This is a genomic window from Kitasatospora sp. NPDC036755 (genome assembly GCF_040636595.1).
GTDB lineage: Bacteria > Actinomycetota > Actinomycetes > Streptomycetales > Streptomycetaceae > Kitasatospora.
Window position 1 is genome coordinate 1 of record NZ_JBEZUT010000116.1, and the last position, 24,303, is coordinate 24,303.

The window sequence follows — 24,303 nt, forward strand, 5'->3', positions numbered from 1 at the left end:
AAGGCCGAGGCGCCCGCCGCCGAGGAGCCGGCCCCGGCCGCACCCGTCGAGGGGCGGGCCGCCCGCCGCCCGCACCTGCGGCTGGCCGTCGACCCCGAGCAGGCGACCGTCTCGGTGCCCTCCGCCTCCGCGGTGGCCGAGGCGACCGAGCACGAGGAGTGGGTCGACGGCATGCGCGAGCGCGGCGCGGCCGGACCGGACTCCTGGGAGCCGGTGCCCGTCCCGCTGCCGACCTACGTGACCGCCCCGGTCGCCCCCAGGGTGTCCCGCGGCCTCGACCTGTCGGCCCCCGGCACCTGGACCGCCGGCCGCCCGGCGGAGTCCCGCAAGACTCCGCTGTTCGACCAGTACGCGGAGCCCCAGGCTCCCGAGTCGCGCCCGCGCGCGGCCAACGAATGACCAGGGCCACCCCCCGGCCGGGACCGCGATCCGGGGGGTGGTCACGGACCCCCTCCGAAAGGTGCTAGAGTTTCTTCTCGTTGGGGCTGTGGCGCAGTCCGGTAGCGCACCTCGTTCGCATCGAGGGGGTCAGGGGTTCGAATCCCCTCAGCTCCACCCAATGGACCGGCTCAGGCCGGTCGACGAAATCCCGCCGGGAGGCAACTCCCGGCGGGATTTCGCGTTTTGGCCGCCGGGGCCGCCGCCGGAGCCCCCGAAGGGGTGTTCGTGAGCGAGGTCACACCGTTCTCCTGAACCCGTTTCTGACGCGGTTTGGGCCTCAGGGGGGTCGGTTATGGTGGGTTGGCCCAGACGCTGACGAGGGAACGATCTGGTCTATCTCGACGAGGTGCCATCGCGGTGCGCGAGTTCGGTCTGAAACGGCGGGTGCGGCAGTCGGGCCCGGAACAGTCCGACGGCGCGGCGGAAACCGGAAGACCGAATTCCTGGACGTTCACGGCGGCCTGCGTGGCGGCGGTCTCCCTGGCACTCTTCGCCTGGTTCCGGCACACCCACGGGGCCACCATGGTCGACATGCTGGTCTACCGGGCCGAGGGCCAGGCCGTCGTCCGCGGCGAGGACCTCTACGCGATGCGGCTGCCCGGCTGGGACCTGCCGGCCACCTACCCGCCGTTCGCGGCGATGCTCTTCGTGCCGAGCACCTGGTTCGGCGTGAGCACCCTGCGCGTCCTGGTGATGCTCCTCAACTACGCGCTGCTCGCCGCGGCCGTGCACCTCTCGCTCAAGCTGGCCGGCTGGCCCAGGCAGCACCGCGCGGCCGTGGTGATCCTGGCGACCGGCGTCGGCGTCTGGCTGGAGCCGGTCTTCACCACCTTCCAGTACGGCCAGGTCAACCTCGGCATCCTCTGCCTGGTCCTGTGGGACCTGACCCGCCCGGACGGCAACCGCCTCAAGGGCGTGGGCATCGGCCTGGCGACCGCCATCAAGATCACCCCCGGCCTGTTCGCCGTCTACCTGTTCCTGACCGGCCGGGTCCGGGCCGCGCTGGTCTCGGCCGGCACCTTCCTGGCGGCGGGCCTGATCGGCTGGGCCGCCCTGCCGGAGGCCTCGTACGGGTTCTGGACGAACTACCTCTGGGACCCGAGCCGGGTCGGCGTGACCGTCCTGGTGGACAACCAGTCGCTGCGCGGGGCGGTCTGCCGGCTGCTCGACGTCAACGACCCCGGCACGGTCGGGCTCGTCGCCTCGGCCGTGGTCGCGGTGTTCGGGCTCGGCGTGGCGGTGCTGGCCGGGCGCTCGGCGAAGGTGCTGCGCCGGGCCGACGCCTGGGGCGCGGTCTGCGCCGCGCTCACCGCGCTGCTGGTCTCGCCGATCAGCTGGACCCACCACTGGGTCTGGTGCGTGCCGCTCCTCGCCCTGCTGGCGGTGGAGGCCCGGACCAGGGCCCGGCAGGTGCTGTTCGGCCTGACCCTGCTGGTGTTCCTCTCCCACGTCATGTGGACGGTGCCGCACCGGTGGGGCCGCGGGGTCGCCTGGTACTGGCAGCTGCCCGGCGCGATCTACCCGCCGATCGCGATCGCCGTCCTGGTCACCCTGGGCGTGCGGCTGTACCGCGCCCGGAGCCAGGCCGTCGCGGCCACCGGCGGCGGGACACGGGCCCTGTCCGCCGACCGGCCGGACCGCGACCCAGAGCTGACGAACCGGACCTGACGGACCGGACCCACGGACCCAGACCGGACGGACCAGACCTCACGTGACCACCCAGACCGCACCCCCGACGCCGACCGCCGCCGTGCCCGCCGCCCGCCGGCTGGCCGCCGCCGTCCTGCTCGGCCCGGCCCGTCGCACCGCGCTGCTCACCGCGCTCTGCTTCGCGGTGACCTGCGCCATCGGCCTGCAGGGCTGGACGTCCGTCTCGCTCGGCGGCTTCGACCTCGGGATCTTCGACCAGGGCGTGCGCGGCTACGCCCACTTCGGGCTGCCCGTCTCCACGCTGAAGAGCTTCCACCACGAGTTCCCGCCCGGCTTCTCGCTGCTGGGCGACCACTTCTCGCCGGTGCTGGCGCTGCTCGCGCCGCTGTACTGGATCTGGGACGACCCGCGCTCGTTGATCATCGGGCAGTCGCTGCTGTTCGCGGCAGGGGTGCCGCTGATCCGGCGGATCGCCGGGTACGCCTTCGCCGGCGCCGAGCCGCGCACCGCCCGGCGGGCCGCCGACCTGGCGGGCCTGGTCCACGCGCTCGGCTGGCCGCTGCTGGTCGCCGCCAGGGTGGGCTTCCACGAGGTCGCCTTCGCGGTCCCGCTAACCCTGCTGATGCTGGAGCGCGGGCTGGCCCGCCGGTACGGCACGGTGCTGCTGGCCGGCCTGCTGCTGTGCTGCACCAAGGAGGACCTCGGCCTGATGGTCGGGGCGTACGGCCTGGTGCTGCTGCTGCGCACCCGCCGCACCGGCGACCGGGCGGGCCGCCTCACCGGCCTCGGGCTGCTGCTGGGCGGCCCGGCCGCCTCGGCGCTGGCCATCGGCCTGCTCATCCCGGCGATGGGCGGGGAGCCCGGCTACTACTGGAACTACGCGGCGCTCGGCGCGGACGGCGGCGAGGCGCTGCGCAACCTGCTGCACGACCCGTTCCTGCTGGTCCGGACCGCCTTCGACCAGCCGCTCAAGCCGCTGCTGCTGCTGTGGCTGTTCGGCACCACGCTGCTGCTGCCGCTGCGCTCGGCCACCGTGCTGTGCGCGGTGCCGCTGCTGGCCGAGCGGATCCTCTCCAGCAATCCCAACCACTGGTCGATCGCCCGGCACTACGACTCGTTGCTGTGGCCGATCCTGCTCACCGCCGCGATCGAGGTGCTGGGCCGGCTGAGCGCCACCGGGCGGCCGGAGCGGAGCGTGCGGCGGGCCCGCCGGCTGGGCCTCGGCGCGGCCGGGATCGCGCTGGTGGCCGCGCTGCCGATCGGACTGCTGCCGCTGGCGGTGCCGTCCTCCTGGGCGCCCAGGACCAGCGAGGCGGCGCTGGTGCGGGCGGCCGCGCTGATCCCGGACGGGGCCTCCGTCGAGGCGGACAACCAGATCGCGCCGCGGCTGACCGCCCGGACGGACGTGGTGCTGGTCGACGACACGCCGCGCGGGCGCGAGTACGTGCTCATGCGGGGCGACAAGCGGTCCTTCCCGTTCAAGACGGACACGGAGCAGGCCGCGCGGATCCGGCTGCTGCTGGCGCACGGCTACCGGCAGCTGTGGGCCGAGGACGGGGTCGTGCTGCTGCACCGGGAGGGCGACGAGCCGGTCCCCGGCGAGCACGTGCCGGGGCCGGGCAGCGCGCCGTTCCAGGACGAGGTCCCGTCCGACGTGGGGCACAACCTGTTCCGCGGCTGAGCGCGGTGGACGCGGCCGTACGCGGCCGTACGCCACCGACCCGGGAACGCCGGAGGGCCGGCCGGAACGACGTCCGGCCGGCCCTCCGGGAGGTGCCTCAGGGGCGGTCCGAGCCCGCGTAGCTGCCGCTGTGCGGGGAGCCCTGGGGCGGGACGGCGCCGTAGCGGCCGGGCCGCTGCCCGTGCGGGTGCCGGGTCAGGTTGTAGCCGAGGATGCCGGCCAAGGCGGCCAGGAAGGCACCGCCGACCGTCCAGTACCAGCGGCTGTTCCAGCCGGAGAACCAGCCGGTGTACCAGTGCTCCTCCTGGGCCACCGGCGCGGCCGCCTTGGCCGTGCTCGCGCCGCCGCCGGCCGGCGGGACCAGCGGGGCCTTCAGCTCGCCGCCCTCCGGCTGGGCGTTGTCGGCGTCGCCCTTGGCGGCCACGTGCAGTCGGACCGAGGAGGCCAGCCCGAGGTCCGGCTGGGGGACGTCGCTGACGGACAGCCGCACGTAGTAGGTGCCGGGCAGCGGGTCGCCGGACCACGGCTCGGACCAGGTGCGGACCTCGCGCAGGGTGCAGTCGAGCGTCAGGGTGGTGGCGCTCTGCTCGGCGGTGGCGTTCTGGGTGCCGGCGGTGCACGCCTGGCGGCGGCGCAGCCCGTCGAAGACCTCGACGGACCAGGTCTGCGGGCCGTGCCGGTCGGCCGAGGGGGCCAGGTTGACGGTCAGGCCGACCGTCGGGGTCTGGCCCTCGGAGGCGCCGAACGCCCAGTACAGGTAGTCACCGGTGGAGACGGCGACGTTGGCGTCCTGGCCGGGGGAGAGGTTGACCGCGGTCAGGAAGGAGGTCCCGGCCTTGGTCGCCGGGGCCGGGGTGCCGTTCGCGCTCGCCGAGGGTGACGGCGAGGCGGCCGAGGCGGCCGGGGCGCCCAGGGCCAGGGCGGGCAGCAGGGCGAGGGCGGCGAGGGCGCCGCGGATCGTCGTACGCATGGTCAGTTCTCCCGCCAGACGGAGATCCGCCAACGGGCGATCCAGCCGAAGAGCAGGCCGAAGACGAGGCCGGCCAGGGTGAGGGTGAGCAGCAGGATCCAGCCGCGGCCCAGGCCCATCGCGGCGCCCTCCGGGGCGGGCGAGGCGGTGGCCAGGTCGACGGTCAGCTCCACCGGCATGCCGGGGTCGGCCTGCACGCCGGCCTGCGGGGCCAGCGCGTTGCTGACGACCAGGCAGACGGTGGTCTCCGGCTTCTCCTTGGCGTCCTTGGTGGCCTTGGGGCTCGTGGCGACGTAGCCCTTGGAGTCGTCGGTGGACCAGCGCAGGCCGGTGGAGACCACGTCGGTGCGACTGCTGCCGGCGTCGGTGCCGCGGACCAGCTCCTGGCCGGTCGCGCTGGTGGCCTGGAGCAGGACGCCGTAGTCCCGGGCCACCGGGCGGTCGAGGGCGACGCTGACCGAGGCGCGCAGTTCCTGGCCGGACTTGACCGGGACCTTGTAGACGCGGTGCTCGGAGAACTTCTCGCGGTCGGTGTAGACGCCCGGGGCGAGCACCGGGGCGTTCTCGCACTTGTCGGTGCCGGTGGTCTTGACCGGGGTCACCGTGTAGGTGTCGTTGGAGCGGTCGACCAGCTGCTTCACCTTGTCGGTGAGCTGCTCCTGGGTGCGGACGTCGGTGTAGGTGCCGCCGGTCGCGTTGGCGATGCAGAGCAGCTGCTGGCGGGTCTTGTCGTCGTGGGCCAGGCCCAGGGTGTCGACCACCAGGTGGATGCCCTGGGAGGCGAGCTCGCGGGCGACGTCACAGGGGTCGGGCGGGGTGCAGGTGTCCTCGCCGTCGGTGATCAGCACCACCCGGCGGGTGGTCTCGCCCTTGCCGAGGTCCTGGGCCGCGCCGCGCAGGGCCAGTCCGATCGGGGTGAACCCGGTGGGCCGAAGGGTGGCGACGGCGGTCTTGGCCTCGACCTTGTCGGTCTTGCCGACCGGGTAGAGCTGCCTGGTGTCCTGGCAGCCCTGGGCCTTGTCGTTGCCGGGGTAGGTCGCGCCCAGGGTGCGGATGCCGAACTCGGTCTCCGCGGGCAGCGCGTCGATCACCTCGTTCAGCGACTGCTGGGCCACCGCGATGCGGCTCTTGCCCTGGATGTCCGCCTCGCGCATGGAGCCGCTGACGTCCAGGACCAGGTCGACCCGGGGGGCCTCCTTGGTCGCGGGAGCGGCCCCGGCTGATGGTTCGTCGGCGTGGGCGGGCAGGCCGAGGAGCAGCGAGGCGCCCGTTATCGCCAAGGCCGCCAGCAGGCTGCCGAGCCTGGTCTGTGGTCGTCGTCCGGTAGTCACCCGGCCGATACTAGGGATCATCAGTTCGTCATGGCGAAACGAGTCCGGATCGTGCCTCAACCAGCTCCGGCGCGAACTCCGGCGCACGGATGAGGAATTCGCTCACACGGGCTTCACCCCCGGCTGGATAGCCTTCCGTGCACAACGGACCGGAGCGGGGGCGGGATGGAGCTGACGGCGGTCGGCAAGCGGTACGGGCGGCGGGAGCGGTGGATCCTGCGCGGGGTCGATCTGGCGGCGGGGCCGGGCGAGTTGGTGCGGATCGCCGGGCGGAACGGGAGCGGCAAGTCGACCCTGCTGCGGCTGGCCGCCGGGATCGAGCGGCCGAGTACGGGGCGGGTGACGCGGCCCGGTCCGGCGGCGTACGTGCCCGAGCGCTTCCCGCCGGCGCTGCCCTTCGACGCCGCCTCCTACCTGCTGCGGGTGGGCCGGGTGCACGGGCTGCCGGCGGAGCGGGCGCGGCGGCGGGCGGGGGAGCTGCTGGACCGCTTCGGTGTCGCGGACCGGGCGGGCACGCCGCTGAGCCGGCTGTCGAAGGGCACCTGCCAGAAGGTCGCCGTCGCCCAGGCGCTGCTCCCCGAGGCACGGGTGCTGCTGCTGGACGAGGCCTGGACCGGGCTGGACCCGGAGGCCCGGGCGGTGCTGGACGAGGCCGCCGCCGAGCGGGCGGCGGCGGGCGGCACGGTGCTGTTCGTCGACCACGACCCGGCCCGGCTGGCCGGGCTGACCAGCGCGGCGTACCGGGTCGACGCGGACGGCGGGCTGCGGCCCGTCGAGGAGGGGGCGCGGGAGCCGGTGCCGGACGGCCCGGTGATGGAGGTCGAGGTGGACGTCGAGGACGGTGCCCCGCTGCCGGCGCGGCTGCCGGGAGCGCCGGAGGCCACCGCGCTGGCCGGGACGGCGGTGCGACTGGTGGTGCCGGCCGCGCACTCGGACGCGCTGCTGCGCCGGCTGCTGCTGGGCCGCCCGGCCGTCCGGGTGCTGGCGGTGCGGCGGCGCGAGGAGGGGGAGCGGTGACGGCGCGGATCGGGGCGCTGACCCGGTACCACCTGGAGCTGCTGCTGCGCTCGCACGCCTGGCTGCCGCCGTTCCTGGCGTACGCGCTGTCGCTGGTGGTCGGGGTGGCGGCGGGCGACCCGCTGCTGGGCGGCCTCGGCTTCGGCGCGGGGGTGCTGTTGCCGGTGAGCGCCTGGTACGTGCGCAGCGTGCTGGCTGCGGAGCCGCCGGCCTCGCGGGCCTGCCTGGTGGCGGCGGCGGGCCCGGTCCGGGTCCATCTGGGGGCGCTGCTGGCGGCGCTGACGGTGTCGCTGGTGCTGGCGGCGGGTCAGGTGGCGGCGGTGTGGTGGACCAGCGGGCCGGTGGCGAACGCGGGGGCGCCGGGGGCCCCGGGGGCCGGGCCGGCGGTGGCGGCCGGGCTGGCGGCCTCGGCGGTCTGCGCGCTGCTGGGGGTGCTGGTCGGGGCGGTGTCGAACCGTCCGGTGCCGGTCCGGGCGCAGTACGGCGTCCCGACGGCCCTGCTGCTGGCCACGCTGCTGCTCGTGGTGCCGGCCTCGCCGGCCAACGCGGCGGTGCGAGGGCTGGTCTCGGCGGCGCGGACCGGTCGGATCGCGGTGCCCTGGGCGAGCCTGGCGGTGGCCGTCGTCCTGCTGGCCGCGGTCGGGGCGGGGGTGGCGTCGCTGGCCGGGCGGCGGCCGGAGTGAGCGGGGTCCCGGGTGATTCCGGCAATGGCGGACACACCGCAGCGAAGAACCGATAAACATGGATATTGCTCGTTAGGGTGACGAAACGGGACACGGGCGCCGCCGTGCGGGCGTCCGGACCCGGCCGGCCTGTCCGACACCCTGGAAGGACCCCGCAGTGAGCAACCTGTTCGCGATCGCCTACCCGGACCTCGCCACCGCCCAGGCGGTGCGCAGCGAGGCGATCGGGCTCCAGAAGCAGAAGCTGATCGAACTGGAGGACGCGGTCGTCGTCGAGCGGCGCGCGGACGGCAGGATCAAGCTGCACCAGCAGGTCAGCACGACCGGGGCGGGTGCCGCGAGCGGCGCGCTCTGGGGCGGGGTCATCGGCCTGCTGTTCTTCATGCCCCTGGTGGGCGCGGCGGTCGGCGGCGCGACCGGGGCGGCGGTGGGCGCCTCCACCGACATCGGGGTGGACGACGACTTCATGCGCCAGGTCGGCGAGCACCTCCAGCCCGGCACCGCCGCCGTGTTCCTGCTGGTGCGCACGGCGACCGCGGACAAGGTCGTCCCGGCGCTGGCCCGGTTCGGCGGGCAGATCATCCAGACCTCGCTCTCGGACGCCGCCGAGGCCGAGCTGAAGGCGACCGTCGAGGCCTCCCGCGCCACCGTCTGACCCCGAGTCCGACCGCCGCTCCCACCGGGGTGGACCGGCCCCGCCGGTCCGCCCCGACCGGCATCCCCCGGCCGGCGGCACCGGGTCCTCCCGCTACCCCAGGACGGTCCGTGGCGACACCCTCCGCCGTGCCGAGATCCGCCGCCGGGCCGCGCCGGCCGGCGCCGACCGGACGTGCCACCGAGCTCGCCCTGGTGGTCGGCGCCGTCCTGATCGCCGTGTTCGGCTACGTCGAGGTGGGCGTCAACCTGGACGGCCGCGTCCCGGCCGACGCGGCCGGGTACGGTGCCGCGCTCGGGGTGCTCGCCCTGGCGGCGCACGCCGTGGTCCGGTGGCGGGCCCGGTACGCGGACCCGCTGCTGCTGCCGATCGCGGTGCTGCTGAACGGGATCGGGCTGGTGGTGATCCACCGGCTCGACCGGGCCACCCGAGGGCCGGGCGCCGCCACCACCCAGCTGCTCTGGTCGGCCCTGGGAGTGGGGCTGTTCATCGCGGTGCTGCTGTTGCTGCGCGACCACCGGCGGCTCCGGCGCTACGCGTACATCGGGGCGCTGGTGGCGCTGGTGCTGCTGGTGCTGCCGATCTTCTTCCCGCCGGTGTACGGCTCCCGGATCTGGGTCGTGGTCGGGCCGCTCTCCTTCCAGCCCGGGGAGTTCGCCAAGATCCTGCTGGCGGTCTTCTTCGCGGCGTACCTGGCGGTGCACCGGGACGCGCTGGCGCTCACCGGCCGCCGGGTCTGGCGCTGGCAGCTGCCGCGCGGGCGGGTGCTCGGTCCGGTGCTGCTGATCTGGGCGGCGTTCGTCGGCGTCCTGGTGCTGGAGACCGACCTCGGCACCTCGCTGCTGTTCTTCGGCCTGTTCGTGGTGATGCTCTACGTGGCCACCGCGCGCACCGGCTGGATCGCGATCGGCCTGGGCCTGGCCGCCGTCGGGGCGGTGACGGTGGGCTGGCTCTCGCCGCACGTGCACAGCCGGGTCGCGGACTGGCTGGACCCGCTGGGTTCGATCGCGGCGGGCCGGGGCGCCAACCAGATCGCCCAGTCGCTGTTCGCCTTCGCCTGGGGCGGCGAGCTGGGCACCGGGCTCGGCAACGGCCACTCGGTGCTGATCGGCTTCGCGGCCAAGTCGGACTTCATCCTCGCCACGATCGGCGAGGAGCTCGGGCTGACCGGGCTGGTCGCGGTGTTCCTGCTGTACGCGGTGCTGGTCTCGCGGGGCTTCCGGACCGGCATCGCGCTGCGCGACCCGTTCGGGCGGCTGCTGGCGATCGGGCTGGCCGCGATCGTCGGCCTCCAGGTGTTCGTGGTGGCGGGCGGGGTGCTCGCACTGATCCCGCTGACCGGGATGACCATGCCGTTCATCGCCCAGGGAGGCTCCTCGGTGGTCACCAACTGGATCATCGTCGCGCTGCTCGGACGCATGAGCGACATCGCGCGCCGCCCGGCCCCCGAGGAGGTCCGATGAGACGCGCACGGGCCGGGGGGAACGGCCCGCAGGGGCTGCCGGGCATCTCGGTCACCGTGCGCCGGGCGGGCACCTTCTGCCTGCTGCTGGTCGTGGCACTGTGCGCGCAGGCCACCCGGGTGCAGGTGTTCCAGGCGAGGGACCTCGACCGCAACAGCGCCAACCAGCGGCTCACCGTCGAGCGCTACGCCCAGCCGCGCGGCGACATCCTGGTCGGCTCGGACCCGGTGACCGGCTCCGAGCCGACCGGCGGCCGGTACGCCTACAAGCGCAGCTACACCGACGGCCCGACCTACGCGGCGGTCACCGGCTTCGCCTCGCAGGCGTACGGCACCACCCAGCTGGAGGCGACCGAGGACGAGCTGCTGACCGGCACCGACGGCCGGCTGGCGGGCTGGTCGGTCTGGGACGCCGTCTCCCGCCGGCAGAACCCCGGCGGGGACGTCCACACCACGCTGAACCGGGCCGCCCAGCAGGCCGCGATGCGCGGGCTCGGCGACCAGAAGGGCGCGGTCGCCGCGATCGAGCCGGCCACCGGGCGGATCCTGGCGCTGGCCAGCACGCCCTCCTACGACCCGGGCGACTTCGCCGGGTACGGTGCCGGGGACCAGGCGGCCTGGAACCGGCTGCAGGCCGACCCCGACGAGCCGATGCTCAACCGGGCGCTGCGCCGGACCTACCCGCCGGGTTCGACCTTCAAGGTGGTCACCGCCGCGGCCGCGCTGGCGAGCGGGGTGGTCACCGATCCCGGCGCGCCGACCGGGGCGCCGTTCCCGTACGTGCTGCCCGGCACGTCCACGCCGCTGGTCAACGACACCCCGGCCTGCGACCGGCCGGACCTGTCGCTGGCCGCCGCGATGACCGCCAGCTGCAACAGCGTGCTGGGTTACCTGGGGGTGCGGACCGGGCTGGACAGGATGGCCGCGACGGCCGCGGACTTCGGCTTCAACGACGCGGGGCTGGACGTCCCGGTGCGCGCGGCCCGGTCGAACTTCGACACCCGGATGGACGAGTCGCAGCTGGCGCTCTCCTCGATCGGGCAGTTCGACACGGCGGCCACCCCGCTGACGATGGCGATGGTCGCGGCGGGGGTCGCCAACGGCGGGACGGTGATGCGTCCGCAGCTCGTGGACAGGCTGACCAGGAGCGACGGCACCACGGTGCAGCTGATGAAGCCGTCCGTGTACCGGCGGGCGCTGACCCCGGCGGTGGCCGGGCAGGTGCGCGCCCTGATGACCGACGTGGTGGAGAACGGGACCGGCGGCAACGCCCGGATCCCCGGGGCGGTGGTCGGCGGCAAGACCGGGACGGCCCAGCACGGGGTGGACAACAGCGGCACGCCGTACGCCTGGTTCATCTCGTGGGCCGTGCCGGCCGGCTCGGACGCGGTGCCGCCGGTGGCGGTGGCCGTGGTGGTCGCGGACAGTGACGCCACGGACGTCACGGGTGGCGCGCTGGCGGCGCCGATCGCCCGGTCGGTGATGCGGGCCGTGCTCGGCGGGTGATCTCCGCAGGGGTGCTGAGCTGCTGCTTTAATGGCCCGAACGTCGATGCGCCGTCTACGAAGTGTCCGGTTTGTGCATCGATATGCGCCGATTCGGACAATGCGCCGGTTGGGACTGTTCGTTTGCGACACTGGTGCTTTCGCGGGGTACTGTCCCATGTTTGTTCGGTTGGTCCCCGATGACACCCCCTGGCATGTCGGGTGACCACCTGCCAGGACACCCTCCCCCGCCCAGAAGGACCGCAGTTTTGGCCAGCAACACCCTTGGTGCGCGTCTGCTGCGACGCAAGCCCGTCTCGACACTGATCGCCGAGACCGAAGGCAAGGACTCCCTCCCGGCCGGCGCCCCCGAGGAGGGCGGGCGCTCCGGCATCCACCTGCGCCGCTCGATCGGCCTGTGGCAGCTGTCCTCGATCGGCATCGGCGCCACCATCGGCACCGGCATCTTCTTCGTGCTGAACACCGCGGTGCCCTCGGCCGGCCCGGCCGTCATCCTGTCCTTCGTGATCGCCGCGGTCACCGCCGGACTCACCGCGCTCTGCTACGCCGAGATGGCCTCCGCGATCCCGGTCTCCGGCTCCTCGTACTCCTACGCCTACGCCACCCTCGGCGAGGGCGTCGCCTTCGCCGTCGGCATCTGCCTGCTGATGGAGTACGGCGTGTCCGCCTCCGCGATCGCGGTGACCTGGGCCGAGTACCTGAACAAGTTCTTCGACCTGGCCTTCGGCTTCAAGATCCCCGAGGCGCTGTCCGGCGCGCCGGACAGCGACCACTGGTTCAACCTGCCGGCGCTGCTGCTGGTCGCGATGGTCTGCTTCCTGCTGATCCGCGGCGTGAGCGAGTCGGTCAAGGTCAACGCGGTGATGGTCGCGATCAAGATCGCGATCCTGCTGATGTTCATCTGCGTGGCGCTCACCGGCTTCCACTCCGGCAACCTGACCCCGTTCATGCCGCTCGGCTTCAGCGGCGTCCAGATCGCCGCGTCCAGCATCTTCTTCTCCTTCATCGGCCTGGACGCCGTGTCCACCGCCGGTGAGGAGGTCAAGAACCCGCGCCGCACCCTGCCGCTGGCGATCATCATCTCGCTGGTCGTGGTGACCCTGCTCTACATCCTGGTCGCCCTGGCCGGCATCGGCGCCCAGCCGTGGACCAAGTTCGACGGCCAGGAGGCCGGCCTCGCCCAGATCCTCCAGGACATCACCGGCCAGAGCTGGCCCGCGATCGTCTTCGCGATCGGCGCGATCGTCTCGATCTTCAGCATCACCCTCGTGGTGATCTACGGCCAGACCCGCATCCTGTACTCGATGGGCCGCGACGGCATGCTGCCCAAGCGCTTCGCCAAGCTCTCCCCGCGCAGCGGCACCCCGGTGTGGAACACCGCCGTGGTGGGCCTCGGCGTGGGCGCGCTGGCCGCGTTCATCCCGCTGCGGGTCCTGGCCGACATCACCAGCCTCGGGACGCTCATCGCCTTCTCGGTGGTCTCGATCGGCGTGATCGTGCTGCGCCGCACCCAGCCCGACCTGCCGCGCGGCTTCAAGGTGCCCGGCTACCCGGTCGTCCCGCTGATCAGCGTCGGCTTCTGCATCTACCTGATCACCGGCCTGCACGCCGACACCTTCCGGGCCGGCGCGATCGCCCTCGCCGTCGCCCTCGTCGTCTACTTCGGCTACAGCATCAGGCACTCCCGGCTGGAGCAGGACGAGCCGCAGCCGGTGTCCTCGGACAGCGCCGCCGGCTGACCCGCAGGCAAACCCCGCGTGAAGGGCCGCCGACCGCCGAGACGTCCGGCGGCCCTTTTCACGCCATAGCCCGTCCGGTGTCCGACGCCATGGCGACAGGGCCCGGCTCCCACCCATAACCTTCCATCATGGTGAGCACCCGCACGCCCGGCTACTCCCGCCCGCGCGGCCGCTTCACCGGCCGGGGCAGAACGCCGGCCCAGACCCCCGCGACCGAGGCGCCGTCCGGACCGGGACGGCCACCGCGCGGCTTCTCCGCCCGGCCCCTGCCCCGCCAGCGCGGCGAGAGCACCTTTCCGCCCACGCCCGGACGGCTGAACACCAGCAGGCTCGCCGCGCTCGCCTCGCTGCGGACCGTCCAACTGCTCGGCTGCCTGGTGGCGGCCGGCTGGGCCGCCGCCTTCCCGCTCGTCTCCGACCTGCCCAACCAGCGGATCTGGGGCACGATCGCGGCCCCCGCCTACCTCCTGGCAGGGCTGCTCTGCCTGGTCCTGCCGCGCCGCTTCGCGGCCCGGGCCGCCGCCTCGGTCGCCCTGGTCGGCGCCGTGGTCGTCCCGCTCGCACTGCTCGCCCTGACCGGCCGCCACCAGTCCGAGGTCATGGTGGTCGAACGCTCGGCCCACCTGCTGCTCACCACCGGCACCGCGTACCTGCCGCACCCGGTGGTGGTCACCGACTACAACCCGTACCTGCCGGCGATGTCCCTGTTCGGGATGCCGCGCCAGCTGCTCGGCGACTCCACCGCCTTCGCGAGGGTCGCCGGGGACGCCCGGATCTGGTTCGCGCTGACCTTCTTCGCCTGCCTGCTGGCCGCCTGGCGGCTGCTGCGGCCCGCCCGCCCCGGCGGCGGCGACCCGCGGGCGCCGCTGCTGCCACTGGCCGTCCTCACCGCCTCGCCGCTGATCGCGCTCGCCCTGGCGGTCGGCGGGGTGGACCTGCCGCTGATCGGGGTCTGCTGCCTGGCCATGGCGCTCGCCGAGCGGGACCGCACGGTCGGCGCCGGACTGGTGCTCGCCCTCGCCTGCACCCTGAAGTGGACGGCCTGGCCCGCGCTGCCGGTCGCCGTCCTGCTGCTCTGGCGGCTGTACGGCCGGCGGCCGGCCGCCCGCACCGCGCTCATCGGGGTCGGGGTCAGCGCGCTGGTGGTCCTGCCGTCCGTACTGACCCAGTCGGCCGCGCTGCGTGAACAGGTGGTGCGCTTCCCGCTCGGGATGACGGCGATCCGCACCCCGGCGGGCAGCCCGCTGCCCGGCAAGGTGCTGGCGGGCTTCGGCCCGACCGGGCACGCGATCTCGCTGGCGCTGATGACCGTGGCCCTGGTCGCGGTGGCGATCTGGCTGCTGGCCCGGCCGCCGGTCTCCGCGATCGCCGCGGCCGACCTGCTGGCCGCCGGGCTCGCGATCGCCTTCATGCTGGCCCCGGCCGGACGGTTCGGGTACCTGGCGCTGCCGGCGGTGCTGATGATCTGGCCCCGGCTGGCGGCCGGGCGCTGGAACAGCCGGCGTCCGGCCCAGCCCGGCCGGACGCGGGGGAGAGCGCGGCAGCCCGTCCTGCCGGGGGGCTGACGGGCCGAGGGGCCCTGGAGACGGCCGCAGCCCGCCCGGCCGGGGCCGAGCGGGCTGCGCAGGGATCGTCGGGCGGGCCTCAGCGGCCGCTGCCGTTGGCCTTCAGGATCGAGGCGACGGCCGGGCCGGCCGCGTCCACGCCGTGGCCGCCGCCCTGCACCTCGGCGGCCACCGCCAGGTTGCCGCGGAAGGCGGTGAACCAGCTGTTGGTGGTCGACGCGCCCTGGACCTCGGCGGAGCCGGTCTTGGCGCCCGCGTTGTCGGTGATCCCGGACATCACCTGGCTGGCCGTGCCGCCGACGGCGGTGGCGTTCATCATCGCGCGCAGCTTGGCGGCGACGTCCGGCGAGATCTGGCGGGCCGCCGCCTGCTGCGGCAGGCCGGGGACCAGGATGGGCTGCTTGAACGCGCCGCTCTGCACGGTCGCGGTGATCGAGGCGATGGCCAGCGGGTTCATCTGGACCTTGCCCTGGCCGATGTAGTTCATGGCCTGCTCGTCCTTGCTGCCCGGCGCCGCCGGCACCTTGCCGTCGGCGTTCGGCAGGCCGGTCTTCCACTCCAGGCCGATGCCGAACACGTCCTTGGCCGTGCCCGACAGGGTCTCCGGCTTGAGGCTGGTCAGGCCCTGGTTGATGAAGGCCGTGTTGCAGGACACCATGAAGTCCTGCTGGAGCGTGTTGGTCGGGAAGGACCCCGGGAAGTCGTTCGGGATCGCCACCGGGTTGCTGCTCTTGTCCGGGCAGGCCACCACGGTGTCCGGGTTGATCCCGGCCTCCAGCAGCGCCGCCGAGGTGACGATCTTCATCGTCGAGCCCGGCGCGAGCAGCCCGGCGAAGGCCCGGTTCTGGCCGTTGGCCGGCGAGTTGGCGAAGGCCAGCACGTTGCCGGTGCTCGGCTCGATCGCGACGATGGAGCCGGGCTTGCCGCCCAGGTCGGTCATCGCCTTCTCGGCGACGGCCTGGAGGTTGTTGTCGATGGTCAGCTTGAACGGCTTGCCGGGCTTCGGCTCGACGATGGTGAACAGCTTGTCCACCGGGCCCTTGCCGGCCGGGTCGGAGACCACCACCGCGCTGCCCGCGTCCTGGTCCTTGGTCGGGTCCGCCGGCAGCAGCTTGTTGGCGTTGTCCTGGAGGGTGGTCAGCAGCGACTGGGTGAGCGAGGCGCCCTGGACCTGCTTGCCGTTGCGGTCCACCACGGTGGACGGCGGGGCGAACACCGGCTGGACGGAGATGGTCTCGTTGCCGGACAGGTGCGGGTGGATCACCGACGGCGCCCAGTGCACGGCCGGGGTGTTGTCGCTCATCTTCACGACACCGAGGAAGCCCTGGTAGTCCCAGACCCGGTTGGTGCCCGCGAACTCGGCGCGCGCCTTGTAGGACATCAGCGTGCCGGTGGGCCCGGGCGTGGCGGTGGCGGACGGCGAGTCGGTGCCGCCCGCGCCCGGCGTGGCGGAGGCCCCGGCGGACGGCTTGGCGGCCGGGGCGGGGGTGCCGGTGGCGGCGGAGAAGACCTGCTGGGTGGTCGGGCCGAACGGGGTGAGGGTCAGCGCGCTCGGCTTGACCTGGTCGCGGAAGGCGGTCAGGGCGGCGGTCGCCGCGGCCGGGTCGTCGGTCAGCGAGGCCGCCTTGGCGATGTCACCGGCCTGCCAGGCCGCCAGGAAGTCCTTCGTACCGGCTGTGGCCTGCTCGGCCGACGGCGGCTCGGCGACCACGGTACGCGGCTTCTTGCCACCGGAGCCGCCGTCCGACTCGCTCACCAGGCTGTACACGCCGTAGCCGCCGCCCGCGAGGACGGCGATGGACACGCCGGTGATGATGCCGATCTTCGCGCCACTGCGCATGGTGCAGGTCCCCCAGGGGTCTCGCGGCCGGGCGCAACCGGCCGGGGCCGGAAACGCGGTACCCCCCCACCCTAGGCAGCGCGGATCGGTGCGCCGGCGAATCGCCGGGCACTTGTGACGGATCTGGTACGTGTCGTGCACCGCGTACGGACGATTCGCGGGAACCCGGTGTGCGCCGGGCGCGGCGGGTCAGATCCAGGTGCTGAACCACATCCGGCGGCGCCAGTCCTCCAGCGGGATGGTCTGCCCGGTGAACAGCGGGAAGAAGAAGAGGAAGTTCCAGAGGATCAGCAGGACCAGCAGGCCGGCCGCCGTGGAACCGATGATCCGGCGGTCCCGGGAGGCGCCGGCGGGCCCGATCAGGGCGCCGATCATCATCGTCACGGCGAGCACCAGGAACGGGACGAAGGCCACCGCGTAGAACAGGAAGATCGTCCGCTCCTGGAAGGCGAACCAGGGCAGGTAGCCGGCGGCCAGGCCGCAGAGCAGCGCGCCGGCCCGCCAGTCCCGCCGGGCCGCCCAGCGCCACAGGCAGTAGGCCAGCGCCACGACGCCGGTCCACCACAGCAGCGGGGTGCCGATGCCCAGCACCTCGCGGGCGCAGTCGGCGGCGGTGCAGCCGGCCTGGCCGAACTTGGGGGACTCGTAGAAGAAGGACACCGGCCGGCCCAGCACCAGCCACGACCACGGGTTGGACTGGTAGGTGTGCGGGTCGCTCAGGCCGACGTGGAACTCGTAGACCGTCGAGTGGTAGTGCCACAGGGCGCGCAGGGCCTCGGGTATCCACGGGAAGTCGGTGGAGCGGCCGACCGCCCAGTCCCGGCCCCAGCCGCCCTGGCCGGGGACGGTGCTGCTGGCGAACCAGCCCCACCAGGACGCGATGTAGACCGCCACCGAGACCACGACCACCGAGACGAAGGCCGGCACCGCGTCCCGGGCGAGCACCGCCAGGAACGGGCGCGGGGCACCGGCCAGGCGGCGGGCACCGACGTCCCAGAGCACCGTGAGCAGGCCGAAGGCCGCCGCGACGTACAGGCCGCTCCACTTGGTGGCGCAGGTCAGGCCGACGCAGACGCCGGCCGCGATCCGGTACGGGCGCCAGCCCAGGTTCACCCGCTGGGCGAGGGCGGCGTTCTCCACCCCGCCCAGCCGCTCCGCCAGCAGCGCCCGGGTTCGGTCGCGGTCCAGCAACAGGAAGGCGAAGGCGGCGACGGTCCAGAACATCACCACCAGGTCGAGCAGCGCGGCCCGGCTGAGCACCAGGTGCAGGCCGTCCACCGAGAGCAGCAGGCCCGCCACACAGCCCAGCAGGGTGGAGCGGAACATCCGGCGGGCGATCCGGGCGATCATCAGCACCGACAGGGTGCCGAGCAGCGCCACCGCGAACCGCCAGCCGAAGGGGTTCATGCCGAACAGCTGCTCGCCCGCGCCGATGATCCACTTGCCGACCGGCGGGTGCACCACGTACGAGGGCGTCGCCCGGTACGGGACGGCCGCGCCCGGCGTCATGATGGTGGTGTTGGCGTCCTCCGGCCAGCTGATCTCGTAGCCGCCGTGCCAGAGCGCGTAGGCGTCCTTGGCGTAGTACGTCTCGTCGAAGATGATCGCGTGCGGCTGCCCGAGGTTCGTGAACCGGAGCAGGCCGGCGAACACCGCCACCGCGACGGGACCCAGCCAGCCGGCCCAGCGGCAGAGGAAGAACCACAGGCCCTGCGGCAGCGAGACGCCCATCCGCAGCAGCAGCGGCGACTGCGGGACGTCCCGGGGCGTCACCCGGGGGCCGTCCGGCATCGGCGGCACCAGGCGCTCGGTGAGCGTCGCCGCGGGGCGGGCCGTCCAACCGTGCCGGGCCAGGCGGTCGCGCCAGCCGGCGGGCCCGGCCTGCGCCGGCCGGGGGGACGGCAGGCCGACGCCGCCGTGCGCGGAGTGGTCCGTACCGGTGGGCGTCTGGGCCGCCGTGTCGCCGTTCATCCGCCACATCGTAGGGGCGCTCTTCGCACGCGTGTCCGCTCCCTCGGAAGCTGACCGAATCGTCACCAAAAGCCCCGCCGACCGAGGAGCTGCGAGGATGGGGACCGTGACAGGAGTACTCGTTCTCGCAGGCACCCCCATCGGCGACGTCTCGGACGCCCCGCCCCGACTGGTCGACGAACTGGCCACGGCGGACGTGATCGCCGCCGAGGACACCCGGCGGCTGCGCCGCCTCACCCAGGCACTCGGGGTGACCCCGGCGGGACGGGTCGTCTCCTACTTCGAGGGCAACGAGGTCGGCCGCACCCCCGAACTCGTCGAGGCGCTGCTCGGCGGCGCCCGGGTGCTGCTGGTCACCGACGCCGGCATGCCCTCGGTCTCCGACCCCGGCTACCGGCTGGTCGCCGCCGCCGTGGCCGCCGACGTCAAGGTCACCGCGGTGCCCGGGCCCTCGGCGGTGCTCACCGCGCTCGCCCTGTCCGGCCTGCCGGTGGACCGCTTCACCTTCGAGGGCTTCCTGCCGCGCAAGAGCGGCGACCGGGCCCGGCAGCTCGCCTCCATCGCCGCCGAGCCGCGCACCATGGTCTTCTTCGAGGCGCCGCACCGGATCGCCGAGGCGCTGACGGCGATGGCCGAGGCCTTCGGACCGGAGCGGCCCGCCGCCGTCTGCCGCGAACTCACCAAGACCTACGAGGAGGTCAAGCGCGGGCCGATCGGCGAGCTGGCCGCCTGGGCCGCCGACGGCGTCCGGGGCGAGATCACCGTCGTGGTCGCCGGCGCCCCGCCGGCCGCGCCCCAGGAGCTGACCCCGGCCGAGCTGGCCCGGCTGGTGGCCGTCCGGGAGGAGGCCGGGGAGCGCCGCAAGGAGGCCATCGCGGCCGTCGCGGTGGAGCTCTCGCTGCCCAAGCGGGAGGTCTTCGACGCCGTCGTGGCGGCGAAGAGGGAAGGCCTGGAAGGAGCTCCGGGAAAGAAGTGAACACGGGGGGTTGCGTTGCCCACGGGGAGCCGTACCGTGGAGTGAAGGCCCCGGTAAACACCCGCTGAGCTGAAGTTTCGGTCGCGGTTCAAGGCACCGGGGAGGCCCTTCGTATAGGGCTCCCCAATCCGCATCCAAGTCTTCACAAGTGGGGCGTCGGCCGAGGCGGTCCGGGCATTTCCTGGAAGGGAAAGACCCAGCCGGACGAGCGTCCGGCGGGCGCTGGGAGACGGCCATGAGCGATGTTGTCGGTAGCCCCCGCAGTGGCAGCGCACTGAGCACCGCCGGCCTGGCCGGCCGGCCGCACACTCCCGTCGAGACCGTACGGGAGGCCTACTCCTTCGCGTGCCTGCGCTGCGGGTACGGCTGGGAGCAGGCGTACGACATCGAGCACCACGTGGGCAAGGACGGCCACGTCGTGTTCGAGTACCACGCCAACGGCGTCCGGGTGCCGTCACCGCTGCTCAAGCCGACCTGCCCGGGATGCGGCGGCCACACCGTGCGGATCATGCGCGAGGGCCGGGTGGCCTCCGCCGACCAGCACTGGCAGCACGCCCCCGGCTACCCGGCGCACGCCGAGCCGGCCGGGACGCCCCCGGCGGCCGAGCCCGCCCGGCCGCGCGGACGCTGGGCCCGGTTCTGGTCGCGGCTGCTGGGCTGACGCCGGGGCGCACGGAGGGACCGCCCCCGGCCGGGAGAGAACTCGGTCGAGGGCGGTCCGCGCGCCCGACTAAGCTTTCGGACCATGGCGGCCACTGCAGACCACAGCACCACCGGGGCGAACGCCCCGGCGTACTACGTTTCCACCCCGATCTACTACGTCAACGATCGCCCGCACCTGGGCCACGCGTACACCACCGTGGCGGGCGACGTCCTCACCCGCTGGCACCGCCAGCGCGGCGAGAAGGTGTGGTACCTGACCGGCACCGACGAGCACGGTCAGAAGATCATGCGGACCGCCGAGGCGAACGGCGTCACCCCGCAGGAGTGGTGCGACAAGCTGGTCGAGGAGGCCTGGAAGCCGCTCTGGGAGCACCTGGAGATCGCCAACGACGACTTCATCCGCACCACCGAGGAGCGGCACACCGCCCGGGTGCAGGAGTTCGTCCAGGACCTGTTCGACAAGGGCGAGATCTACAAGGGCGGCTACTCCGGCCCGTACTGCGTCGGCTGCGAGGAGTTCAAGCTCCCGTCCGAGCTGCTCGACGGCGCGACCGAGGACGAGAAGCTCTGCTCCGTCCACAAGCGGCCCGTCGAGTGGCTGGAGGAGGAGAACTACTTCTTCCGCCTCTCCGCCTACGGCCCGCGGCTGCTGGAGTTCTACGCGGCGAACCCGGACTTCATCCAGCCCGCCTCGGCCCGCAACGAGGTGCTGCGCTTCGTCGAGCAGGACCTCAAGGACCTCTCGATCTCCCGCTCCACCTTCGACTGGGGCGTGCCACTGCCCTGGGACGAGAAGCACGTCCTCTACGTCTGGGTGGACGCGCTGCAGAACTACATCACCGCGGCCGGCTACGGCAGCGACCCGGAGCGCTTCGCCGAGCTGTGGCCCGCCTCCGTCCACCTCGTCGGCAAGGACATCCTGCGGTTCCACGCCGTCATCTGGCCCGCCATGCTGATGGCCGCCGGGCTGCCGCTGCCCAAGCGGGTCGTGGCCAACGGCTGGCTGATGGTCGGCGGCGAGAAGATGTCCAAGTCCAACCTGACCGGCATCGCGCCCACCGACCTGACCTCGCACTTCGGCGTGGACGCGTACCGCTACTACTTCCTGCGGGCGATCCCGTTCGGCACCGACGGCTCGTTCTCCTGGGAGGACTTCACCGCCCGGTACACCTCCGAGCTGGCCAACGACTTCGGCAACCTGGCCTCCCGGGTCGCCGCGATGGTCGGCAAGTACTTCGACGGGGTGCTGCCCGAGGCGACCGCCGCCGGCGACGCCGAGCAGGCCGTCGCGGACGGACTGACCAGGGCCGTCGAGACCGCCGACCGGAAGATCGGCGAGGAGCTGGACTTCGCCGGCGGCCTCGCGGCGATCTTCGAGTTCGTCAAGCAGGTCAACGGCTACCTCACCGAGCAGGAGCCCTGGAAGGTCGCCAAGGACGACTCCGCCGAGGGCCGCGCCCGACTGGCCACCATCCTCTACACCGCCGCCGAGGCCCTGCGCGCCACCGCGGTGCTGCTCAACCCGGTGATGCCGTCCACCGCCGAGAAGCTGTGGACCTCGCTGGGCGCCGAGGCCGCCGGGCTCGGCGCGCTCGCCGCGCAGACCGTCGCCACCACGGCCGACTGGGGCCGGCTGCCCGTCGGCGCCACCGTCACCAAGGGCGAGATCCTCTTCCCGCGCCTCGAAGAGAAGCCGGCCGCCTGACATGGCCGCCAAGGACGACGCCCGGTCGACCCCGCCGCCGCTGCCGGAACCCCTGGCCGTGGCGGTGGCCGACTCGCACACCCACCTCGACATGCAGTCCGGCACCCCGGCCGAAGGCCTCGCCAAGGCCGCCTCGGTCGGGGTGACCACGGTGGTCCAGGTGGGCTGCGACGTGCCCGGCTCGCGCTGGGCCGCCGAACTGGCGGCGCGGTACGAGCAGGTGCACGCGGCCGTCGCCCTGCACCCGAACGAGGCACCGAGGATCTTCCTCGGCGACGCGGACAGCTGGTCCGGGCAGCAGCGGCTCGCGGGCGGGCAGGCCGCGCTGGACGAGGCGCTCGCCGAGATCGACCGGCTCGCCGCCCTGCCGCACGTGCTGGCGGTCGGCGAGACCGGCCTGGACTACTTCCGCACCGGGCCGGAGGGCGTGGAGATCCAGAAGGAGTCCTTCCGCCGCCACATCGAGATGGCCAAGCGGCACGGCAAGGCCCTGGTCATCCACGACCGGGACGCCCACGAGGACGTCATCGCCGTCCTGCTGGAGGAGGGCGCCCCGGAGCGCACGGTCTTCCACTGCTACTCCGGCGACGCCGAGATGGCGAAGACCTGCGCCGAGCACGGCTGGTACCTCTCCTTCGCCGGGCCCGTCACCTTCAAGGCCAACCAGCCGCTGCGCGACGCCCTGCTCGCCACCCCGCTGGACCGGATCCTGGTCGAGACCGACGCCCCGTTCCTCACCCCGCACCCCTACCGCGGCCGCCCGAACGCCCCGTACCTGATCCCGGTCACGGTGCGCTCGATGGCCGCCACCCTGGGCCTGGCCGAGGACGAGCTGTCCACCGCCATCGCGGCGAACACCGCCCGGGCCTTCGGGTACTGAGCGGGCCGGAACGGATTCCCTGCTCGGAGGGGCTTCCCGTTCGGAAGGGCTTTCGGTTTCGGAGGAGTTTTCGGTTCAGGGGAAACGATTCGGCACTCTCGCGGCACTGGGATGCTGGTTAGCATGAGTGCAGTGAGGGAGGTGGCAATGACCGCCGAGCCGATCAACGACCCCGTGGGCGATCACCTCGACTGGATGCACGCGCTGTCCCAGGACTGGACGTACGAGCAGGTCAAGAACCTCGACCTGCCGTTCGATTGGGATCTGGTGGACGGAGCCATCGTGGTCCGGGGGCAGACGAATCAGTGGCACGACCAGGTGCGGGACGAGCTCTACTCGGCTCTTCGCAGCGCACGGGTCACGCCGTACGCGGCGAACGTCGAGCGCTGCGTCCTCCTGGACGAGGCCAACACGGCCAAGCCGGACGTCGTGGTGTTCGACAAGACCGGCCTGGACGTCTTCGAGCTGGAGTGCCTCCCGCCCGAGGCACTGGTCCTGGCCGTGGAGGTCGTCTCGCACGGCACCCGGGCCAACGACCGGTTCCGCAAGCCCGGCCAGTACGCCGACAAGAGGATCCCCGTCTACTGGCGGGTCGAGCGGGGCATCGACAACCTCCCCATCGTCCACGAGTTCCACCGGGACGAGGAGAAGGGCGTCTATCTGCCCGTCGCTCAGCACGAAGGGGTGCTCCGCACCTCGGTGCCGTTCCCCGTGGAGATCGACCTCGTCGGGGTCGTCGAACTCTGAGCACCTCCGGCGCCCGTATCCTTGGCGCGTGAGCACCACCGACCCCACCCCTGACAGCCACCTTCTGGGCGCCGCCGACATCCGGGAGCTGGCGGCCGCGTTCGGCGTGAAGCCGACCAAGCAGCGCGGACAGAACTTCGTCATCGACGGCAACACCGTGCGGCGGATCGTCCGGGCCGCCGAGGTGACGGAGCAGGACGCGGTGGTGGAGGTCGGGCCCGGGCTCGGCTCGCTCACGCTGGCGCTGCTGGAGGTCGCGCGGCACGTGACCGCGGTCGAGATCGACCCGGTGCTGGCGCGGCACCTGCCGAACACCGTCGCCGCCCGGATGCCCGGCAAGGCGGACGCCTTCGACCTGGTGTTCAGCGACGCCATGGAGGTCACCGAACTGCCCGGGCCGGCGCCCACCGCGCTGGTCGCCAACCTCCCGTACAACGTCGCGGTGCCCGTCCTGCTGCACATGCTGGCGACCTTCCCCAGCATCGAGCGGACCCTGGTGATGGTGCAGAGCGAGGTCGCCGACCGGCTCGCCGCCAAGCCGGGCAACAAGGTGTACGGCGTCCCGTCGGTCAAGGCCAACTGGTACGCCGACGTGAAGCGGGCCGGCGCCATCGGGCGGAACGTGTTCTGGCCCGCCCCCAACGTCGACTCCGGGCTGGTCTCGCTGATCCGCCGCGAGCCGCCCAGGACCACCGCCAGCCGCGCCGAGGTGTTCGCGGTGGTCGACGCCGCGTTCGCCCAGCGGCGCAAGACCCTGCGCGCCGCGCTGGCCGGCTGGGCGGGCTCCGCCGCCGGGGCCGAGCAGGCGCTCGCGGCCGCCGG

The 24,303-nt window shown here is 73.4% G+C and carries 19 protein-coding genes, 1 tRNA gene and 1 pseudogene; 17 read left to right on the top strand and 4 right to left on the bottom strand.

All coding sequences use genetic code 11. The features are described from left to right. From AB0E96_RS19035 to AB0E96_RS19050, 4 genes and pseudogenes are all read left to right on the top strand, one after another. Nucleotides 1-399: pseudogene (locus AB0E96_RS19035) on the top strand (hypothetical protein); the annotation flags it as partial. Between the two features lie 82 nt (nucleotides 400-481). Then, nucleotides 482-555, top strand: a tRNA-Ala gene (locus tag AB0E96_RS19040). Between the two features lie 351 nt (nucleotides 556-906). Next, on the top strand, nucleotides 907-2,109 hold the full coding sequence (locus tag AB0E96_RS19045) for a glycosyltransferase 87 family protein (RefSeq protein WP_359824912.1): 1,203 nt from the start codon (nucleotides 907-909) through the stop codon (nucleotides 2,107-2,109). Between the two features lie 43 nt (nucleotides 2,110-2,152). Then, nucleotides 2,153-3,772 (top strand): DUF2079 domain-containing protein, encoded by a 1,620-nt coding sequence (locus AB0E96_RS19050; protein ID WP_359824915.1) that lies wholly within the window; start codon nucleotides 2,153-2,155, stop codon nucleotides 3,770-3,772. Nucleotides 3,773-3,869: 97 nt separating this feature from the next. On the opposite strand, the gene AB0E96_RS19055 is transcribed toward AB0E96_RS19050, so the two are convergent. Together AB0E96_RS19055 and AB0E96_RS19060 are read right to left on the bottom strand one after the other, a co-directional pair. Further along, nucleotides 3,870-4,742: a peptidase gene (locus AB0E96_RS19055; protein WP_359824917.1), complete on the bottom strand. Its 873-nt coding sequence runs from the start codon at nucleotides 4,740-4,742 to the stop codon at nucleotides 3,870-3,872. Nucleotides 4,743-4,744: 2 nt separating this feature from the next. Then, on the bottom strand, nucleotides 4,745-6,073 hold the full coding sequence (locus AB0E96_RS19060; protein ID WP_359824919.1) for a VWA domain-containing protein: 1,329 nt from the start codon (nucleotides 6,071-6,073) through the stop codon (nucleotides 4,745-4,747). Nucleotides 6,074-6,238: 165 nt separating this feature from the next. On the opposite strand from AB0E96_RS19060, the gene AB0E96_RS19065 reads away from it, so the two are divergent. From AB0E96_RS19065 to AB0E96_RS19095, 7 genes are all read left to right on the top strand, one after another. Beyond that, on the top strand, nucleotides 6,239-7,090 hold the full coding sequence (locus AB0E96_RS19065; RefSeq protein WP_359824921.1) for an ABC transporter ATP-binding protein: 852 nt from the start codon (nucleotides 6,239-6,241) through the stop codon (nucleotides 7,088-7,090). Then, nucleotides 7,087-7,773 (top strand): ABC transporter, encoded by a 687-nt coding sequence (locus AB0E96_RS19070; protein ID WP_359824924.1) that lies wholly within the window; start codon nucleotides 7,087-7,089, stop codon nucleotides 7,771-7,773. Before AB0E96_RS19065 ends, AB0E96_RS19070 begins: the two co-directional genes overlap by 4 nt. 157 nt (nucleotides 7,774-7,930) lie before the next feature. Continuing rightward, nucleotides 7,931-8,428: a DUF1269 domain-containing protein gene (locus AB0E96_RS19075; RefSeq protein WP_359824926.1), complete on the top strand. Its 498-nt coding sequence runs from the start codon at nucleotides 7,931-7,933 to the stop codon at nucleotides 8,426-8,428. Nucleotides 8,429-8,556: 128 nt separating this feature from the next. After that, nucleotides 8,557-9,891 carry an FtsW/RodA/SpoVE family cell cycle protein gene (locus AB0E96_RS19080; RefSeq protein ID WP_359824950.1) on the top strand — a complete coding sequence of 445 codons (1,335 nt, stop codon included), beginning with the start codon at nucleotides 8,557-8,559 and terminating at the stop codon, nucleotides 9,889-9,891. Between the two features lie 44 nt (nucleotides 9,892-9,935). After that, nucleotides 9,936-11,396: a penicillin-binding transpeptidase domain-containing protein gene (locus tag AB0E96_RS19085; protein ID WP_359824952.1), complete on the top strand. Its 1,461-nt coding sequence runs from the start codon at nucleotides 9,936-9,938 to the stop codon at nucleotides 11,394-11,396. A 247-nt stretch (nucleotides 11,397-11,643) separates the two neighbouring features. Next, nucleotides 11,644-13,134: an amino acid permease gene (locus AB0E96_RS19090; RefSeq protein ID WP_359824927.1), complete on the top strand. Its 1,491-nt coding sequence runs from the start codon at nucleotides 11,644-11,646 to the stop codon at nucleotides 13,132-13,134. Between the two features lie 128 nt (nucleotides 13,135-13,262). Beyond that, the gene (locus AB0E96_RS19095) at nucleotides 13,263-14,699 is read left to right on the top strand and encodes a glycosyltransferase 87 family protein (RefSeq protein WP_359824930.1); all 1,437 of its coding nucleotides are present in this window, start codon (nucleotides 13,263-13,265) and stop codon (nucleotides 14,697-14,699) included. A 79-nt stretch (nucleotides 14,700-14,778) separates the two neighbouring features. On the opposite strand, the gene AB0E96_RS19100 is transcribed toward AB0E96_RS19095, so the two are convergent. Continuing rightward, nucleotides 14,779-16,539: a penicillin-binding transpeptidase domain-containing protein gene (locus AB0E96_RS19100; RefSeq protein WP_359824931.1), complete on the bottom strand. Its 1,761-nt coding sequence runs from the start codon at nucleotides 16,537-16,539 to the stop codon at nucleotides 14,779-14,781. Nucleotides 16,540-16,728: 189 nt separating this feature from the next. Beyond that, nucleotides 16,729-18,510, bottom strand: coding sequence for a phospholipid carrier-dependent glycosyltransferase (locus AB0E96_RS19105; protein ID WP_359824933.1), 1,782 nt, complete (start codon nucleotides 18,508-18,510; stop codon nucleotides 16,729-16,731). A gap of 106 nt (nucleotides 18,511-18,616) precedes the next feature. On the opposite strand from AB0E96_RS19105, the gene rsmI reads away from it, so the two are divergent. The 6 genes from rsmI to rsmA all read left to right on the top strand — a co-directional run. Then, nucleotides 18,617-19,486 (top strand): 16S rRNA (cytidine(1402)-2'-O)-methyltransferase, encoded by an 870-nt coding sequence (gene rsmI, locus AB0E96_RS19110; RefSeq protein ID WP_359824935.1) that lies wholly within the window; start codon nucleotides 18,617-18,619, stop codon nucleotides 19,484-19,486. A gap of 235 nt (nucleotides 19,487-19,721) precedes the next feature. Then, complete coding sequence (locus AB0E96_RS19115; RefSeq protein WP_359824938.1) at nucleotides 19,722-20,147, top strand: hypothetical protein; 426 nt, start codon at nucleotides 19,722-19,724, stop codon at nucleotides 20,145-20,147. Between the two features lie 84 nt (nucleotides 20,148-20,231). Next, a complete protein-coding gene (gene metG, locus AB0E96_RS19120) occupies nucleotides 20,232-21,854 on the top strand; it encodes a methionine--tRNA ligase (protein ID WP_359824940.1) in 1,623 nt (540 codons plus the stop codon). 1 nt (nucleotide 21,855) lies between these two features. Then, entirely contained in the window at nucleotides 21,856-22,734 is an 879-nt protein-coding gene (locus tag AB0E96_RS19125) for a TatD family hydrolase (protein WP_359824942.1), read from the top strand. Nucleotides 22,735-22,881: 147 nt separating this feature from the next. Further along, on the top strand, nucleotides 22,882-23,481 hold the full coding sequence (locus AB0E96_RS19130) for a Uma2 family endonuclease (RefSeq protein ID WP_359824945.1): 600 nt from the start codon (nucleotides 22,882-22,884) through the stop codon (nucleotides 23,479-23,481). Nucleotides 23,482-23,509: 28 nt separating this feature from the next. Then, nucleotides 23,510-24,303, top strand: a 794-nt coding sequence (gene rsmA / locus AB0E96_RS19135; RefSeq protein WP_359824947.1) for a 16S rRNA (adenine(1518)-N(6)/adenine(1519)-N(6))-dimethyltransferase RsmA, incomplete at its 3' end; no start/stop codon positions are given.

What these genes read in the sequence shown, in the direction of transcription:
- AB0E96_RS19115 (WP_359824938.1), top strand. Translation starts at nt 19,722, where the DNA reads ATGAGCGATGTTGTCGGTAGCCCCCGCAGTGGCAGCGCACTGAGCACC.
- AB0E96_RS19065 (WP_359824921.1), top strand. Translation starts at nt 6,239, where the DNA reads ATGGAGCTGACGGCGGTCGGCAAGCGGTACGGGCGGCGGGAGCGGTGG.
- AB0E96_RS19100 (WP_359824931.1), bottom strand. Translation starts at nt 16,539, where the DNA reads ATGCGCAGTGGCGCGAAGATCGGCATCATCACCGGCGTGTCCATCGCC.
- AB0E96_RS19105 (WP_359824933.1), bottom strand. Translation starts at nt 18,510, where the DNA reads ATGAACGGCGACACGGCGGCCCAGACGCCCACCGGTACGGACCACTCC.
- AB0E96_RS19130 (WP_359824945.1), top strand. Translation starts at nt 22,882, where the DNA reads ATGACCGCCGAGCCGATCAACGACCCCGTGGGCGATCACCTCGACTGG.
- AB0E96_RS19125 (WP_359824942.1), top strand. Translation starts at nt 21,856, where the DNA reads ATGGCCGCCAAGGACGACGCCCGGTCGACCCCGCCGCCGCTGCCGGAA.
- metG (WP_359824940.1), top strand. Translation starts at nt 20,232, where the DNA reads ATGGCGGCCACTGCAGACCACAGCACCACCGGGGCGAACGCCCCGGCG.
- AB0E96_RS19055 (WP_359824917.1), bottom strand. Translation starts at nt 4,742, where the DNA reads ATGCGTACGACGATCCGCGGCGCCCTCGCCGCCCTCGCCCTGCTGCCC.
- AB0E96_RS19095 (WP_359824930.1), top strand. Translation starts at nt 13,263, where the DNA reads ATGGTGAGCACCCGCACGCCCGGCTACTCCCGCCCGCGCGGCCGCTTC.